This window comes from Pseudomonas alliivorans (genome assembly GCF_017826695.1).
Classification (GTDB): domain Bacteria; phylum Pseudomonadota; class Gammaproteobacteria; order Pseudomonadales; family Pseudomonadaceae; genus Aquipseudomonas; species Aquipseudomonas alliivorans.
In genome coordinates, this window is record NZ_JAFFZW010000003.1 from 529,080 (window position 1) to 543,807 (window position 14,728).

Genomic DNA, 14,728 nt, shown 5'->3' on the forward strand with positions numbered 1-14,728 from the left:
AAGCGTTCCCACGCAGGAGCATGGGAACGATCCTTGTCTGCATCAGGCGCCGATGATGCCGCCGTCCTGACGTGTGATCACCATCACCGATGAGCGCGGCTTGCCGTTGGGCAAGTGCTCGGGGAAGGTGGAGCCGCCGTTCTCGCCTGGGTGCTGAACGCCGATGAACAGGGTGCGGTAGTCCGGCGCAAAGCTGATGCCGGTGATTTCGCAGCCGACCGGACCGACCAGGAAGCGACGGATTTCACCGCTGGCAGGGTCGGCGCAGAGCATCTGGTTGTTGCCCATGCCGGCGAAGTCGCCTTTGTTGCTGGAGTCGCCATCGGTCTGGATCCACAGGCGGCCGTCGGCGTCGAAGCTCAGCCCGTCCGGGCTGTTGAACATGTTCTGCGGGTTGATGTTGCTGGAGCCACCCTGCGGCGTACCCGGATGCACGGTCGGGTTGCCTGCGACCACGAACAGATCCCACTCGAACGTCAAGGATGAAGCGTTATCCTTTGTTTCGCGCCAGCGCAGGATCTGTCCGTACTGGTTCTTGGCGCGCGGGTTCGGACCGCCGACCGGCTGACCATCCTCGCCGCGTTTGGCGTTGTTGGTCAGGGTGCAATAGACCTGGCCATCCTTGGGACTGACCACGATCCATTCAGGGCGGTCCATGCGCGTGGCTTTCACGACGCTGGCGGCCAGGCGCGCGTGGATCAGCACTTCAGCCTGATTATTGAAACCATTGGTTGCGTCGAGCCCGTTCTTGCCGTGGGTCAGTTCGATCCACTGGCCCTTGCCTTTCGGACGGTCCGGGTTGTTGTCGCCACCGTCGAACTGCGCCACGTACAGCGTGCCGTGGTCCAGCATGTTGCGGTTGTTCTTCGGATTGATGCGATCGATCCTGTTGCGGCTGACGAACTTGTAGATGAACTCTCCGCGTTCGTCATCGCCCATGTACACCACGGCGCGACCGCTCTTGGTCAGGGTAAAGGCGGCGTTCTCGTGCTTGAAGCGACCCAGCGCGGTGCGTTTGACCGGCATGGAGTCGGGCTCGAACGGATCGATCTCGACCACCCAGCCGTGACGGTTGATCTCGTTGGGGTTTTTGGCGACGTCGAAGCGTGGGTTGTACAGGTGCCAGTTGTTATCCCGGCTGGCAGCTGTCACGCCATATCGCTTCATACCTGCATCGAAGACCTGATCAGGATTGGTGCTGCCGAAGCAGTCGGTGAAGTTTTCTTCGCAGGTCAGGTAAGTGCCCCACGGCGTCTTGCCGTTGGCGCAATTCTGGAAGGTGCCCAGCACGCGGGTACCGGTTCTGTCGGCTTCGGTCTTGAGCCAGTCATGGCCGGCGGCAGGACCGCTCATTTTGATCGGCGTGTTGCCATGAATGCGACGGTTGTAGCGCGAGTCCTGCACGAACTGCCATTTGCCGTTCTTCTGCTGGACTTCGATCACTGAAACGCCTTCGGCGGCCAGGGCCTTGCGCACGTCTTCGGCCGATTGCGGCGTCTGGCCGTGATCGAAGAGGTAGCGGTAGTTGGTGTATTCGTTGTTGATTGCCATCAGCGCGCGATCCTTGCGCCCGCGCATCGGGAACAGGCTCATGCCATCGTTGTTATCGCCGAACTGCACTTCCTGCGCTCGGGCGGAGCCTTTGCCGCTCGGGTCGAATGCCGGGCCGCCTGCCTGCAGCGGCTGGCCCCAGCTGATCAACACGGAGGAGGTGTAGCCCGCCGGCAGGCTGATGCTGTCGGCCGTAGCAGCGGGGATGCTTTCAAAACCCAGCAGTCTGCGGGAAGCCGTGCTGACGCCTTCGGCCAGTGCGCTACGGGTCAACAGGTTGCCGCCCAGAAACATCGCGGCGCCGCACAAGGCGCCCGCGCTGATAAAGCCCCGGCGGGTGAGACCGACCATGTTTTCCAGATCGGTGGACTGATTTTCTTCTAATAGTTTCATCATCACGGCTCCCACAAATGTGGTGGCTACCTTAAAGCGCGTGTATGACGGAATTGTGTCGTGACAATGGTGCCGAATCGCTAGAGCGGCGTGCCCAGCAGCACCCGTGACGGCGCGAAGCGAACCTGCACCGGATTGCCGGTTTCCAACTGTTGCGCCTGCAGGACGTCACGGCTCGCCAGAGCGCACAGCGTATGGCCGCTGGGCAAAAAGATGCGCACTTCGCTGGGACCGTCTTCGGCGTCTATGACTGCTTCGATCTGTCCGAAAAGGCAATTGTTTCCCAATGTTTCAGAGTGCTCGGCAGCGAACACGTCCAGCCATCCGGCCTTGATCAGGGCGATCACTTCAGACCCTGTCTTCAGCTCCATGCGCAGGCTGCTGTCGTGAGTGATTTGTGCGTCGATGAACACCTCATCGGCCAACTGCAGGCGAACCGTGTCGTTATGGCCTTGCCGGGTCATGCTTACGATCCGCCCCAGCAGCTGGTTGCGCGCGCTGGTACGCAGGGTCAGGCGATTGAGCAGGTCGAGGTCGCTGCTGTCTTCGGCAGCTTCCAGCACCTGCGCCTGAAGGGCCTGCACCCGTTGATAAAGCCGCAATACTCGTTCGCCTTCTGCCGACAACTTCGCGCCACCACCGCCGCGTCCGCCAACACTGCGCTCGACCAGAGGCTTCTGCGCCAGATTGTTCAGCTCATCGATGGCGTCCCACGCCGCCTTGTAACTCAGCCCCGCGCTCTTGGCGGCTCGGGTGATCGAACCCTGCTCGTTGATGTGCTGCAACAACGCGATGCGCTGCGGGCGGCGGGCCATGTGTTGGGTGAGGAGGGGTGGTAGCGGCATAGTGGTTTGAACGCTCTGGCAGTTGACGCGAGTGTAAAACATAACCCGGCTTCTGATGGTTCCCACACTCTGTGTTCGCTTCGGAGGTGACGCCCAGCGTCACAGGCGGCATGCAGCTCGATCATGAATTGATCAATCCACCGGTTTGGGCGTTCTGGCCAAGCAGTAGACGTCTACACGGCTGGCACCTGCGCGGGTCAATAAACGAGCAATCACGTCGGCCGTGGAGCCAGTGGTCAGCACGTCATCGACCAGCGCGATGTGCTTGCCGCGCAGCCAGTCGCTATCCACCAGTGTGAATGCCCCGTGCAGGTTGCGCGTGCGTGCCTTGGCATCCAGGCCCTGTTGGTTGGGCGTCTCCCGGCTGCGCAGCACATGGCGTTCATCCATCGGTAGCTGAACCTCTTGACTCAGCCAGGTGGCGAGCATTGCGGCCTGGTTGTAACCGCGCTGGCGAAAGCGCTTGTTGGCCAGCGGTACAGGCACGAGAAAATCAGGACGTGCCAGGCCTTCTTCAAAACGGTGCTGCAGAAACTGCGCGAGCAGTTCAGCCATCAACCGCCCCATGGGCCATTTTCCGTTGTGCTTGAAGCGGGTGATCAGGCTGTCGACTGGAAAGTCATACAGCCAGGGCGCGACAACCTGGGTAAAGGCTGGCGGCTTTCGGATGCACTGGGCGCAGCTCGTGCCGAACATCGGCAAGGGCAGGGCGCAGCACTCGCATTGGTCGCCCAGCCAGGGCAGCTCGGTTTCGCACGGCATGCAGATGGGCAACGGGGCATCGCTGCGTTCATCGCATAACAAACAGGTCTGTTTGTTTTTTAACCAGATGTAAACCTCGTGCTTGTAGTTTGGTTGACAGCGCATCGCTCTTCCTTAAATATGCCGAACATCCGTGTAGCGCTTGTGGTCTTTTCGTCCCTGCGCTCAGCCACCAGAACCCTCAAGGAGCCGCCCGATGAGCGCCAGCATCACCGCCACTCTGCGTCACGACTGGACTTTAGCCGAGGTCAAGGCGCTGTTCGTACAGCCATTCAATGACCTGCTGTTTCAGGCGCAGAGCGTGCACCGCGCTCATTTCGACGCCAATCGCGTCCAGGTTTCGACCCTGCTGTCGATCAAGACCGGTGCCTGCCCCGAGGACTGCAAGTACTGCCCGCAGTCCGGCCACTACAACACCGGTCTGGAAAAGGAAAAGCTGCTCGAAGTCCAGAAAGTGCTGGAGGAAGCCGCCCGCGCCAAGGCCATCGGTTCGACCCGGTTCTGCATGGGCGCGGCCTGGAAGCATCCGTCGGCCAAAGACATGCCGTACGTGCTGGAGATGGTCAAAGGCGTGAAGGCCATGGGCCTGGAAACCTGCATGACGCTGGGTCGTCTGGATCAGGAACAGACCGCCGCGCTGGCGTCCGCCGGGCTGGATTACTACAACCACAACCTGGACACCTCACCTGAGTTCTACGGCAGCATCATCACCACCCGCACCTACGGCGAGCGCCTGCAAACCCTGGCCTACGTGCGCGATGCCGGGATGAAGATCTGCTCGGGTGGCATTCTGGGCATGGGCGAGTCGCTCGATGACCGCGCCGGTCTGTTGATCCAGCTGGCCAACCTGCCGGAGCACCCGGAATCCGTGCCGATCAACATGCTGGTAAAAGTCGCCGGTACGCCGCTGGAAAATGCCGAAGATGTCGACCCGTTCGACTTCATTCGCATGCTGGCGGTGGCGCGGATTCTGATGCCCAAGTCCCACGTGCGCCTGTCCGCTGGCCGCGAAGCGATGAACGAGCAGATGCAGGCGCTGGCGTTCCTTGCGGGGGCGAATTCGATTTTCTACGGCGACAAACTGCTCACCACCGCCAACCCGCAGGCCGACAAGGACATGCTGCTGTTCTCCCGTCTGGGCATCAAGCCGGAAGCGGGCGAAGAGCATCCTGACGAGGTGCATCAGGCCGCCATCGAGCAGGCGCTGGTCGAGCAGCAAAGCAGCGCGCTGTTCTACGACGCAGCGTCCGCCTGACACTCTGAAACGGAGCCTGCATGTCTTTCGATCTGCGTACCCGACTAGAGGCTCGCCGTCACGAACATCTCTACCGCCAGCGCCCCCTGCTGCAGACCCCGCAAGGTCCGCTGGTGGTGGTCGATGGCAAGCCGTTGCTGGCTTTCTGCAACAACGACTACATGGGGCTGGCCAACCATCCTGAGGTGATCGCCGCGTGGCAGGCTGGCGCCGAGCGCTGGGGTGTAGGCGGCGGGGCCTCGCATCTGGTGATCGGCCACAGCACTCCGCACCATGAGTTGGAAGAAGCCCTGGCCGAAATGACCGGCCGACCGCGTGCGCTCTTGTTCTCCAACGGCTACATGGCCAACCTCGGCACCGTCACAGCGTTGGTGGGGCAAGGCGATACCGTGCTGGAAGACCGACTGAACCACGCCTCTTTGCTGGATGCCGGTCTGCTCAGCGGTGCGCGGTTTTCCCGTTATCTGCACAACGACGTGACAAGCCTCGAGTCCCGGCTGGAAAAGGCCGTGGGCGATACGCTGGTGGTGACCGACGGCGTGTTCAGCATGGACGGCGATGTGGCCGACCTGCCTGCGCTGTCGCGTGCCGCCAAGGCCAAAGGCGCGTGGCTGATGGTTGACGACGCACACGGTTTCGGTCCGCTAGGAGCCAACGGTGCCGGGCTCGTCGAGCATTTCGGCCTGAGCATGGAGGATGTACCGGTGCTGATCGGTACTCTCGGCAAATCCTTCGGCACATCCGGGGCATTTGTAGCGGGAAGTGAAGAGCTGATCGAAACCCTCATCCAGTTCGCCCGGCCCTACATCTACACCACCAGCCAGCCGCCTGCGCTGGCCTGCGCAACGCTGAAAAGCCTTGAGCTGCTGCGCACCGAACAGTGGCGCCGCGAACATCTCTCCCACCTGATCCGCCAATTCCGTCAGGGTGCTGAGCAGCTTGGGCTGCAACTGATGGACAGCTTCACACCGATCCAGCCGATTCTGATTGGCGATGCCGGACGCGCCTTGCGCCTGTCGCAACTGCTGCGCGAGCGCGGCGTGATGGTGACAGCCATTCGCCCGCCCACGGTGCCTGTCGGCAGCGCGCGTCTGCGCGTGACACTCTCGGCGGCGCACACCGAGGCGCAAGTGCAGCTATTGTTAAATGCACTGGAGCAGTGTTACCCGCTGCTGGGCGCGGTTGAATCCATGGAGCCCGATCATGCGTGATCGTCTGATCCTGCTGCCGGGCTGGGGCCTGGGTGTTTCGCCACTTGAACCGCTGGCGGCTGCGTTGCGCGGGCTGGACGAGCACTTGCGCGTCGAGGTCGAGCCGCTTCCAGACATCGACAGTTGTGATCTGAACGACTGGCTCGATGAACTGGACGCCAACCTGTCGGATGACGCGTGGCTGGGCGGCTGGTCACTGGGCGGCATGCTCGCGGCTGAACTGGCGGCGCGGCGCGGCGAACGTTGCTGCGGCCTGTTCACCCTGGCCAGCAATGCCTGTTTCGTCACGCAGGGTGCCTGGCCGCATGCGATGCCTGAGCAGGATTTCGAGGGATTTCTGGCGGGCTGTGCTGCTGATCCGGATGCGACCCTCAAGCGTTTCAGTCTGCTGTGCACCCAAGGCGCAGAAGACCCACGCGGACTGGCCCGACTGCTCAAGGCCGGTGCGCCGCATACCTTGCCCGCTGCACTGATCGACGGGCTGAAGATCCTGCAGCAACTCGACACGCGCAGTGCGTTGCAGACCTATCGCGGGCCACAACTGCATCTGTTTGCCGGGCTTGATGCATTCGTGCCAGCCGAAGCGGCGGGCGATCTGCTGGACCTGTTGCCTGACGTTGAAGTCGGCGTGATCGAACAGGCCAGCCACGCCTTCCTTCTGGAAAACCCACATGGCGTAGCGGCTGCGATTCAGGCTTTTCTACATGAATCGGAACACGAGTCGGACCATGACTGACCTTTCACAGGCCGTGCTGTCGGCCGGGCTGCCAGACAAGCGTCAGGTGGCGGCCTCCTTTTCCCGCGCAGCGGGCAGTTACGACAGCGTCGCCGAATTGCAGCGCGCCGTCGGGCATGAGCTGATGTCCCGGCTGCCGGCCGAGTGCAGCCCGGCACGCTGGCTCGATCTGGGTAGCGGTACCGGCTATTTCAGCCGTGTACTGGCGCAGAGGTTCCAACACAGTGAAGGCATTGCGCTGGACATCGCCGAAGGCATGCTGCGTCATGCCCAGCCTTTGGGCGGGGCCCGCCACTTCGTGGCAGGCGATGCCGAGCGCATGCCATTGGCCGATGAATCCTGCGAGCTGATTTTTTCCAGCCTGGCGGTGCAATGGTGTGCCGACTTCAGGGCTGTGCTGAGCGAAGCCTTTCGGGTGCTGAAGCCTGGCGGTGTGTTTGCCTTTGCCAGCCTGTGCACAGGGACGCTGTATGAGTTGCGCGAAAGCTGGCAATCCGTTGATGGTCGGGTGCATGTGAACCGCTTTCGGCGTGAGGACGATTATCGGCAGTTGTGTGCGGCCAGCGGTTTGAACGTCAGCATTCTTGGCGTGCGTCCGCATGTGCTGCATTACCCGGACGTGCGCAGCCTGACCCATGAGCTCAAAGCGCTGGGCGCGCATAACCTCAACCCCGGCAGACCCAGCGGCTTGACGGGGCGCGAACGGATCCTGGGTCTGGTGCAGGCGTACGAGCGTTTTCGCCAGGACGCAGGGTTGCCCGCCACCTACCAGGTGGTCTACGCGGTACTTGAAAAAACCTGACCGGGTTCACTTCATAAAGGGAAGACCGCTGAGATGAGCGTTGCGTATTTCATCACCGGAACTGACACGGATGCCGGCAAGACCACGGTCGCAGCCGGTCTGCTGCATGCCGCACGACTGAATGGTCTGAGCACGGCGGCAGGCAAGCCGGTTGCATCGGGCTGCGTCGTCACGCCCCAAGGGCTGCGCAACTCCGACGCGCTGGCGTTACAGGCGCAGTGTTCGATCGAACTGGGCTATGACGAAGTCAATCCCGTGGCGTTCGAGCCTGCGATTGCGCCTCATCTGGCTGCACGTGAGGCGGGTGTGGCGCTGACCGTTCGTTCCCTGCTGCAACCGATGCAGCACATCCTGAACAGGCAGGCGGACTTCACGCTGATCGAGGGCGCGGGAGGCTGGCGGGTGCCGCTGGCGGATCAGAGCAATCTTTCTGACCTGGCAATCGCCCTGGGGCTGCCGGTGATTCTGGTGGTCGGCGTACGGCTCGGCTGCATCAACCATGCGCTGCTGACGGCCGAGGCGATTGCCAGGGATGGGCTGCACCTCGCGGGCTGGGTCGCCAACATCATCGATGGCAAGACGTCGCGCCTGGAAGAAAACCTTGCCACGCTTGCCGAGCGTCTGCCAGCGCCCTGTCTTGGGCGTGTGCCACGGCTCAAGAACCCCAACGCCGAAAATGTGGCGCAATGTCTGCATCTTGAGCTGCTCGACGGATAGCGTGGCTATCTCATTGACGGGCTTGAAGCTTTTGATCATTCAAGGCCGAGCCTATTAACAGGCCTAATGCCATTAGTCTATTTGTCGAGCATTTCCCTGCAGTTACTGGTTCAATGGCACTTGTTCGCTATTTGAACCGAGGATCGGCTTATGCAAATCACCATGAACAACACCCTCTACCCAGGTCTCAGTGCCATGCAGGTCGGGCAGGGCCGTGTCGATCAGGCAGCCACGCAGATCGCCAGCAGCAATATCGAGGTGTCGGGCCGAAGCCAGTCTTCCGACTTCCAGCTCGAGAACCTGCGTTCGGTTGATCGCAGCCAGCGTTCCGACCTGCCTGCCAATATCGTGGAAATGGCCGCTGGCAAATCGCAGATTGAAGCCGGGCTCGCTGCGCAGAAAGCCAGTGATGAAGCGCTTGGCACGTTGATCGATACCTACGCTTGAACCTTGCCTGTAATCCTCGCGCCGTGCCTTCCGTGCACGGCGTCATGTTCTGAATCTCCCTGTATCACCATCCTGTATCGCCACCGCAACCCGTTACCTCTCAACTAGACTCCAAACAATCGTTTACATAACGCCGCTTCCCCTTGCCTGCGTGGTCTGCAGCGCATCGTGGACGAATGGTGCGTGCGCGGCTATTGACAAGGTTTAGGCGTAAACGTATGTTTCAAACACCTGTTTGACCGTAAGGCATGCGAGATTGTCTGGTTCTGGAAGCAGGCTTCCAGTCACCGCCCGGTCATTCGTTCCAGGATTCATCAGCAGAGGTTTATCGCTATGCCTGATTACAAGGCCCCCTTGCGTGATATTCGTTTCGTTCGTGACGAACTGCTCGGCTACGAAGCGCACTATCAGAGTCTGCCAGCCTGCCAGGACGCTACCCCGGACATGGTTGACGCCATTCTTGAGGAGGGCGCCAAGTTCTGTGAGCAGGTGCTGGCTCCGCTGAACCGGGTAGGTGATATCGAAGGCTGTACCTGGAGCGAAACCGGCGTGAAGACGCCGACCGGTTTCAAGGAAGCGTATAAGCAATTCGTCGAGGGCGGCTGGCCCAGCCTTGCTCATGACGTCGAGCACGGCGGTCAGGGCTTGCCCGAGTCGCTGGGTCTGGCTGTCAGCGAAATGGTCGGTGAAGCAAACTGGTCGTGGGGCATGTACCCAGGCCTGTCGCATGGCGCGATGAACACCATTTCCGAACACGGCACGCCCGAGCAGCAAGAGGCTTACCTGACTCGACTGGTGTCGGGCGAATGGACCGGCACCATGTGCCTGACCGAGCCACACTGCGGCACCGACCTGGGCATGCTGCGCACCAAGGCCGAGCCTCAGGCTGACGGCACCTACAAGGTGTCCGGCACCAAGATTTTCATTTCCGCTGGTGAACACGACATGGCCGATAACATCGTCCATATCGTGCTGGCCCGTCTGCCGGATGCACCGGCTGGCACCAAAGGCATTTCGCTGTTCATCGTGCCCAAGTTCCTGTCGGCTGCCGATGGCAGCGTCGGTGAGCGTAACGCAGTGAGCTGCGGCTCCATCGAACACAAGATGGGCATCCACGGCAACGCGACCTGCGTGATGAACTTCGACGGCGCGACCGGTTACCTGATCGGCCCGGCGAACAAAGGTCTGAACTGCATGTTCACCTTCATGAACACGGCGCGTCTGGGCACTGCATTGCAGGGTCTGGCTCACGCTGAACTGGCGTTTCAGGGCGGCTTGAAATACGCCCGTGAGCGTCTGCAGATGCGTTCGCTGACCGGTCCAAAGGCGCCGGAAAAAGCGGCTGACCCGATCATCGTTCACCCGGACGTGCGTCGCATGCTGCTGACCATGAAGGCGTTCGCCGAGGGCACACGTGCCATGGTGTACTTCACGGCAAAGCAGGTCGACATCGTCAAGTACAGCGAAGATGACGATCAGAAGAAAGCAGCCGATGCGCTGCTGGCCTTCATGACGCCGATCGCCAAGGCGTTCATGACTGAGGTGGGCTTCGAAGCGGCCAACCACGGCGTGCAGATCTACGGCGGCCACGGCTTCATCGCCGAGTGGGGCATGGAGCAGAACGTTCGCGACAGCCGTATCTCCATGCTGTACGAAGGCACCACCGGTATCCAGGCGCTCGATCTGCTGGGCCGCAAGGTTCTGATGACCCAGGGCGAAGCGCTCAAGGGCTTCACCAAGATTGTGCACAAGTTCTGTCAGGCCAACGAAGGCAACGAGTCCGTTCAGGAATTCGTGGCCCCGCTGGCTGCGCTGAACAAGGAATGGGGCGAGCTGACCATGAAAGTGGGCATGGCTGCCATGAAGGACCGTGAGGAAGTCGGTGCCGCTTCGGTCGACTATGTGATGTATTCGGGTTATGCCTGCCTGGCCTACTTCTGGGCGGACATGGCGCGTCTGGCGGCCGAGAAGCTGGCAGCCGGTACGTCGGACGAGGCGTTCTACCGCGCCAAGATCCAGACCGCACGGTTCTACTTCCAGCGCATCCTGCCGCGCACCCGCACTCACGTCGCGACCATGTTGTCGGGTGCTGGCAACCTGATGGAAATGAAAGAGGAAGATTTCGGCCTGGCTTACTGAGTCCGGTCCGAGTTCACCCAGGCCGCCTGATCACTGATCAGGCGGCTTTTTTATTTTGATTTACCCATCGCCCCGCATGAGCATGCAACCTGTGACGCGTTGCGTCCCGACAGGTTGGGGCACACAGGTATTTCAGCGTTGTATGGCTATTTACCATCAATCGATAAACCTTTTCCGTCTCCTGCCGTTACAGACTCAGTCACTGTTCAATCCTGCTGAATGCATTGTTTTCAGGATGAAGGCACAATGCTATTGATCCGGGTGTTTACTTGGGTTCAGGCGAGGAGACAGCCTCTTTTGTTACGTCCATCTGCTGCGCGACTGAGTCATTTTCTGCCGTCACTGGCCTTGTTGGTGGCGGGGCTGGCGGCTGCGTATGTCAAAGACCTGAACGTGTTCTTCACCTCGCTGTTCAACGTGCTGCCGACGCTGGTGCTGCTGTTGGGCGGTGCCTACTGTGGTGTCTATCGTCGTCAGCGCGAGCTGTTTCTGATGATCACCGTGTACATCGCCTATTACCTGCTCGACACACAGACCGACTATTACCGCGACTTCGGCAAGGTGCGTGAAGACGCTGCGGTGATCTTTCACCTGGTCTGCCTGCTGCTGCCGGTCCTCTACGGGCTTTACGCCGCGTGGGAGGAGCGCACGCATCTGTTTCAGGATCTGGTCGCACGGCTGGCGGTGCTGTTGGCCGTGGGCAGCGTGGCGCTGGGGCTCGAGCAAAGTTACCCAATGGCGTTGCAGACCTGGCTTGCCGACATTCGCTGGCCTGCGCTGCATGGGGCGTGGATGAGCCTGATCCAGTTGTCGTATGCAATGTTCCTGATCTCGTTCGCGGTATTGCTCTGGCAGTACCTGGAAAAACCCAGACCATTGCACGCGGCGCAACTGGTCGGTCTGCTGGGTTTGTTCTGGGCGTTGCCCAAGACCTTCATCCTGCCGTTCACGCTGAATATTCTGTGCAGCCAGGTGATGCTGATGATCGCCGCCGCCGTTGCCCATGAGGCCTACCAGATGGCCTTCCGCGACGAGCTGACCGGCTTGCCCGGACGTCGTGCGCTGAACGAACGCCTGCAGCGTCTGGGGCGTAATTACGTGCTGGCGATGAGCGATGTCGATCACTTCAAGAAATTCAACGACACCCACGGCCACGACGTAGGCGATCAGGTGTTGCGCCTGGTGGCCAGCAAGCTGTCGAAGATCACCAACGGAGGCGGCAAAGCGTATCGCTATGGCGGTGAAGAGTTCGCCATCGTGTTTGCAGCAAAGACCATCGACGAGTGCCTGCCGCATCTGGAAGCGATTCGTGAATCCATCGCCAGTTACGAAATCCAGCTGCGCAACAAGGACAGCCGGCCGCAGGACGACCAGCAAGGCCGACAACGTCGCAGCGGCGCACACACCGGCACTGTGTCAGTCACGGTCAGCATCGGTGTGGCGGAGCGTCAGCCGGAGCATCGCACGCCTGAAGAAGTGCTCAAGGCCGCTGACCAGGCGCTCTACGCCGCTAAGGGCGCAGGGCGCAATTGCGTGATTTCCCACCAGCAGCAGAGTCGGCGTGGAGCCGTGCGCACCACCGAAGCGGCTACCTGAGAAAACGTTTCTGACCAGTGACCTGTTATGACTTAATGGTCACGACACGACCCTATGTGTCTGAAATGTTGTTCGGGTAGACTCGTGCCTATCGACGGCTGATCCGTGTTTCCGACCGCAACGAATCAGCATTTACAGGTCTCTCGCTCCGTGTTCACGAGGTTTGCCATGGCTGATTACAAAGCGCCGCTGCGCGATATGCGCTTCGTCCTCAATGAAGTGTTCGAGGTTTCCAGACTCTGGGCTCAACTGCCGGCACTGGCTGAAACGGTTGATGCCGAGACCGTCGAAGCCATTCTTGAAGAAGCAGGCAAAGTCACCAGCAAGACCATCGCGCCACTGAGCCGCAATGGTGACGAGGAAGGCTGTCACTGGAAGGACACCGTCGTGACCACGCCTGCGGGGTTCCCCGAAGCCTATCGCACCTATGCCGAAGGCGGCTGGGTCGGCGTTGGTGGCAATCCTGATTTCGGCGGGATGGGCATGCCCAAGGTGGTCTCGGCTCAGGTCGAGGAAATGCTCAACTCCGCCAGTCTGGCGTTCGGTCTGTATCCGATGCTGACGTCCGGTGCCTGTGTCTCGATCAACACTCACGCCACCGAAGAACTGAAGGCCAAATTCCTGCCGAACATGTATTCAGGCGTGTGGTGCGGTTCCATGTGCCTGACCGAAGCTCATGCCGGTACCGACCTGGGCATCATTCGCACCAGAGCCGAGCCGCAGAACGACGGCTCCTATAAGATCACCGGCAGCAAGATTTTCATCACCGGTGGCGAGCACGATCTGACCGAAAACATCATTCATCTGGTTCTTGCCAAGCTGCCGGATGCACCTGCAGGTCCCAAAGGCATTTCGCTGTTCCTAGTGCCCAAGTTCATGGTCGGCGACGACGGCAGTGTCGGTGAGCGCAACACCGTGAGCTGTGGCTCCATCGAGCACAAGATGGGTATCCAGGCTTCGGCCACGTGCGTGATGAACTTCGATGACGCGGTCGGTTACCTGATCGGCGAGCCCAACAAGGGGCTGGCGGCGATGTTCACCATGATGAACTACGAACGTCTGGGTGTCGGCATTCAGGGGCTCGCGTCGGGCGTGCGCTCGTACCAGAACGCGGTTGAATACGCCCTCGACCGCCTGCAAAGCCGTGCGCCGACCGGTGCGCAGAACAAGGACAAGGCCGCTGATCCAATCATCGTCCATCCTGACGTGCGGCGCATGCTGCTGACCATGAAGGCGTTCAATGAAGGTGGTCGTGCGTTTTCCAGCTACGTCGCCCTGCAACTGGATATCGCCAAGTTCAGCGAAGACGACGCGGATCGCAAACGCGCTGACGACCTGGTCGCCCTGCTGACGCCGGTTGCCAAGGCGTTCCTGACCGATGTTGGCCTGGAGACCACTGTGCATGGGCAGCAGATCTTCGGCGGCCACGGCTACATTCGCGAATGGGGCCAGGAGCAACTGGTGCGCGATGTGCGCATTACCCAGATCTACGAAGGCACCAATGGTATTCAGGCGCTGGATCTGGTGGGCCGCAAGATCGTGGGGTCGGGGGGCGCGTTCTACCAGTTGTTCTCGGAGGAAGTGCGTCAGTTCATCGCCGCTTCGGACAGCTCGCTCGGCGAGTTCACACGCCCGCTGGCTTCGGCACTGGACATGCTGGATGAGCTGACCAACTGGGTTCTGGACCGTTCGCGCAGCAATCCCAATGAGATCGGTGCCGCTTCTGTGGAATATCTGCACCTGTTTGGCTACACCGCCTATGCCTACATGTGGGCGATGATGGCCAAGGCCGCTGTGGGCAAGGAGGCGCAGGAAGATTTCTACGCGAGCAAGGTGGGCACGGCACGTTTCTACTTCGCCCGTCTGCTGCCGCGCATCCACTCGTTGAATGCCTCGGTGCGCGCGGGTAGCGAGTCATTGTTCCTGCTGGAGGCTGATCAGTTTTGAAACAGTAGCGGCGTGTAAGCATTTGCTTACACGCCGTGCTGCCATTTGGCCTCTTCCTTTAATTCGGATCCAAAGTTACTCTAAATCCATGGACGTAGCGCAGGATGCGCAATCAAACATAACAGGGACACGTAGGGAAGCCTGCCAGGATGGTGGGACGAAAGGGATGTCAGGGAAACAGTCTGGAAAACCTCGCTTCGGCGGGGTTTTCTTTGTGCGCGTGTTTTATATCCCTCGCCTTGCACGGGCGTTTTCAACGTTCACCCCAAGGATTTGGCCAAAGAATACTGGCGCCGTGCCAGAGCGGGTTGAACCCTCATGGATGCC

Annotated in this window: 12 protein-coding genes; 9 read left to right on the forward strand and 3 right to left on the reverse strand. The window is 60.6% G+C overall.

What is annotated here, in order from left to right; genetic code table 11:
• Window positions 1-42 precede the first annotated feature (42 nt).
• The 3 genes from JTJ32_RS11595 to JTJ32_RS11605 all read right to left on the reverse strand — a co-directional run bounded on the left by JTJ32_RS11595 (window position 43) and on the right by JTJ32_RS11605 (window position 3,656).
• On the reverse strand, window positions 43-1,944 hold the full coding sequence (locus JTJ32_RS11595; protein WP_210042214.1) for a PhoX family protein: 1,902 nt from the start codon (window positions 1,942-1,944) through the stop codon (window positions 43-45).
• 80 nt (window positions 1,945-2,024) lie between these two features.
• Entirely contained in the window at window positions 2,025-2,789 is a 765-nt protein-coding gene (locus JTJ32_RS11600) for a TOBE domain-containing protein (protein WP_210042215.1), read from the reverse strand.
• 132 nt (window positions 2,790-2,921) lie between these two features.
• Window positions 2,922-3,656, reverse strand: a complete 735-nt coding sequence (locus tag JTJ32_RS11605; RefSeq protein ID WP_210042105.1) for a ComF family protein — start codon at window positions 3,654-3,656, stop codon at window positions 2,922-2,924.
• A 91-nt stretch (window positions 3,657-3,747) separates the two neighbouring features.
• On the opposite strand from JTJ32_RS11605, the gene bioB reads away from it, so the two are divergent.
• The 9 genes from bioB (at window position 3,748) to JTJ32_RS11650 (ending at window position 14,401) form a co-directional block, all read left to right on the forward strand.
• Window positions 3,748-4,806 carry a biotin synthase BioB gene (gene bioB / locus JTJ32_RS11610; protein ID WP_210042108.1) on the forward strand — a complete coding sequence of 353 codons (1,059 nt, stop codon included), beginning with the start codon at window positions 3,748-3,750 and terminating at the stop codon, window positions 4,804-4,806.
• A gap of 20 nt (window positions 4,807-4,826) precedes the next feature.
• Entirely contained in the window at window positions 4,827-6,017 is a 1,191-nt protein-coding gene (gene bioF / locus JTJ32_RS11615; protein ID WP_210042110.1) for an 8-amino-7-oxononanoate synthase, read from the forward strand.
• Entirely contained in the window at window positions 6,010-6,753 is a 744-nt protein-coding gene (locus tag JTJ32_RS11620; RefSeq protein ID WP_210042112.1) for an alpha/beta fold hydrolase, read from the forward strand. Before bioF ends, JTJ32_RS11620 begins: the two co-directional genes overlap by 8 nt.
• Entirely contained in the window at window positions 6,746-7,555 is an 810-nt protein-coding gene (gene bioC, locus JTJ32_RS11625) for a malonyl-ACP O-methyltransferase BioC (RefSeq protein ID WP_210042113.1), read from the forward strand. Before JTJ32_RS11620 ends, bioC begins: the two co-directional genes overlap by 8 nt.
• 33 nt (window positions 7,556-7,588) lie before the next feature.
• Entirely contained in the window at window positions 7,589-8,272 is a 684-nt protein-coding gene (gene bioD, locus JTJ32_RS11630) for a dethiobiotin synthase (RefSeq protein ID WP_099228644.1), read from the forward strand.
• 150 nt (window positions 8,273-8,422) lie between these two features.
• Entirely contained in the window at window positions 8,423-8,719 is a 297-nt protein-coding gene (locus tag JTJ32_RS11635; RefSeq protein WP_099228643.1) for a pyrroloquinoline quinone biosynthesis protein PqqE, read from the forward strand.
• 333 nt (window positions 8,720-9,052) lie between these two features.
• Window positions 9,053-10,858, forward strand: coding sequence for a phenylacyl-CoA dehydrogenase (locus tag JTJ32_RS11640; RefSeq protein ID WP_184322234.1), 1,806 nt, complete (start codon window positions 9,053-9,055; stop codon window positions 10,856-10,858).
• Window positions 10,859-11,155: 297 nt separating this feature from the next.
• Complete coding sequence (locus JTJ32_RS11645) at window positions 11,156-12,454, forward strand: GGDEF domain-containing protein (RefSeq protein ID WP_210042114.1); 1,299 nt, start codon at window positions 11,156-11,158, stop codon at window positions 12,452-12,454.
• A gap of 168 nt (window positions 12,455-12,622) precedes the next feature.
• A complete protein-coding gene (locus tag JTJ32_RS11650) occupies window positions 12,623-14,401 on the forward strand; it encodes an acyl-CoA dehydrogenase C-terminal domain-containing protein (RefSeq protein ID WP_099228640.1) in 1,779 nt (592 codons plus the stop codon).
• Window positions 14,402-14,728: the final 327 nt, after the last annotated feature.

Coding starts and splice junctions, on each gene's coding strand:
- bioF (WP_210042110.1), top strand. CDS start 4,827: ATGTCTTTCGATCTGCGTACCCGACTAGAGGCTCGCCGTCACGAACAT.
- JTJ32_RS11605 (WP_210042105.1), bottom strand. CDS start 3,656: ATGCGCTGTCAACCAAACTACAAGCACGAGGTTTACATCTGGTTAAAA.
- JTJ32_RS11650 (WP_099228640.1), top strand. CDS start 12,623: ATGGCTGATTACAAAGCGCCGCTGCGCGATATGCGCTTCGTCCTCAAT.
- bioD (WP_099228644.1), top strand. CDS start 7,589: ATGAGCGTTGCGTATTTCATCACCGGAACTGACACGGATGCCGGCAAG.
- JTJ32_RS11600 (WP_210042215.1), bottom strand. CDS start 2,789: ATGCCGCTACCACCCCTCCTCACCCAACACATGGCCCGCCGCCCGCAG.
- JTJ32_RS11620 (WP_210042112.1), top strand. CDS start 6,010: ATGCGTGATCGTCTGATCCTGCTGCCGGGCTGGGGCCTGGGTGTTTCG.
- JTJ32_RS11595 (WP_210042214.1), bottom strand. CDS start 1,944: ATGAAACTATTAGAAGAAAATCAGTCCACCGATCTGGAAAACATGGTC.
- bioC (WP_210042113.1), top strand. CDS start 6,746: ATGACTGACCTTTCACAGGCCGTGCTGTCGGCCGGGCTGCCAGACAAG.
- bioB (WP_210042108.1), top strand. CDS start 3,748: ATGAGCGCCAGCATCACCGCCACTCTGCGTCACGACTGGACTTTAGCC.
- JTJ32_RS11640 (WP_184322234.1), top strand. CDS start 9,053: ATGCCTGATTACAAGGCCCCCTTGCGTGATATTCGTTTCGTTCGTGAC.
- JTJ32_RS11635 (WP_099228643.1), top strand. CDS start 8,423: ATGCAAATCACCATGAACAACACCCTCTACCCAGGTCTCAGTGCCATG.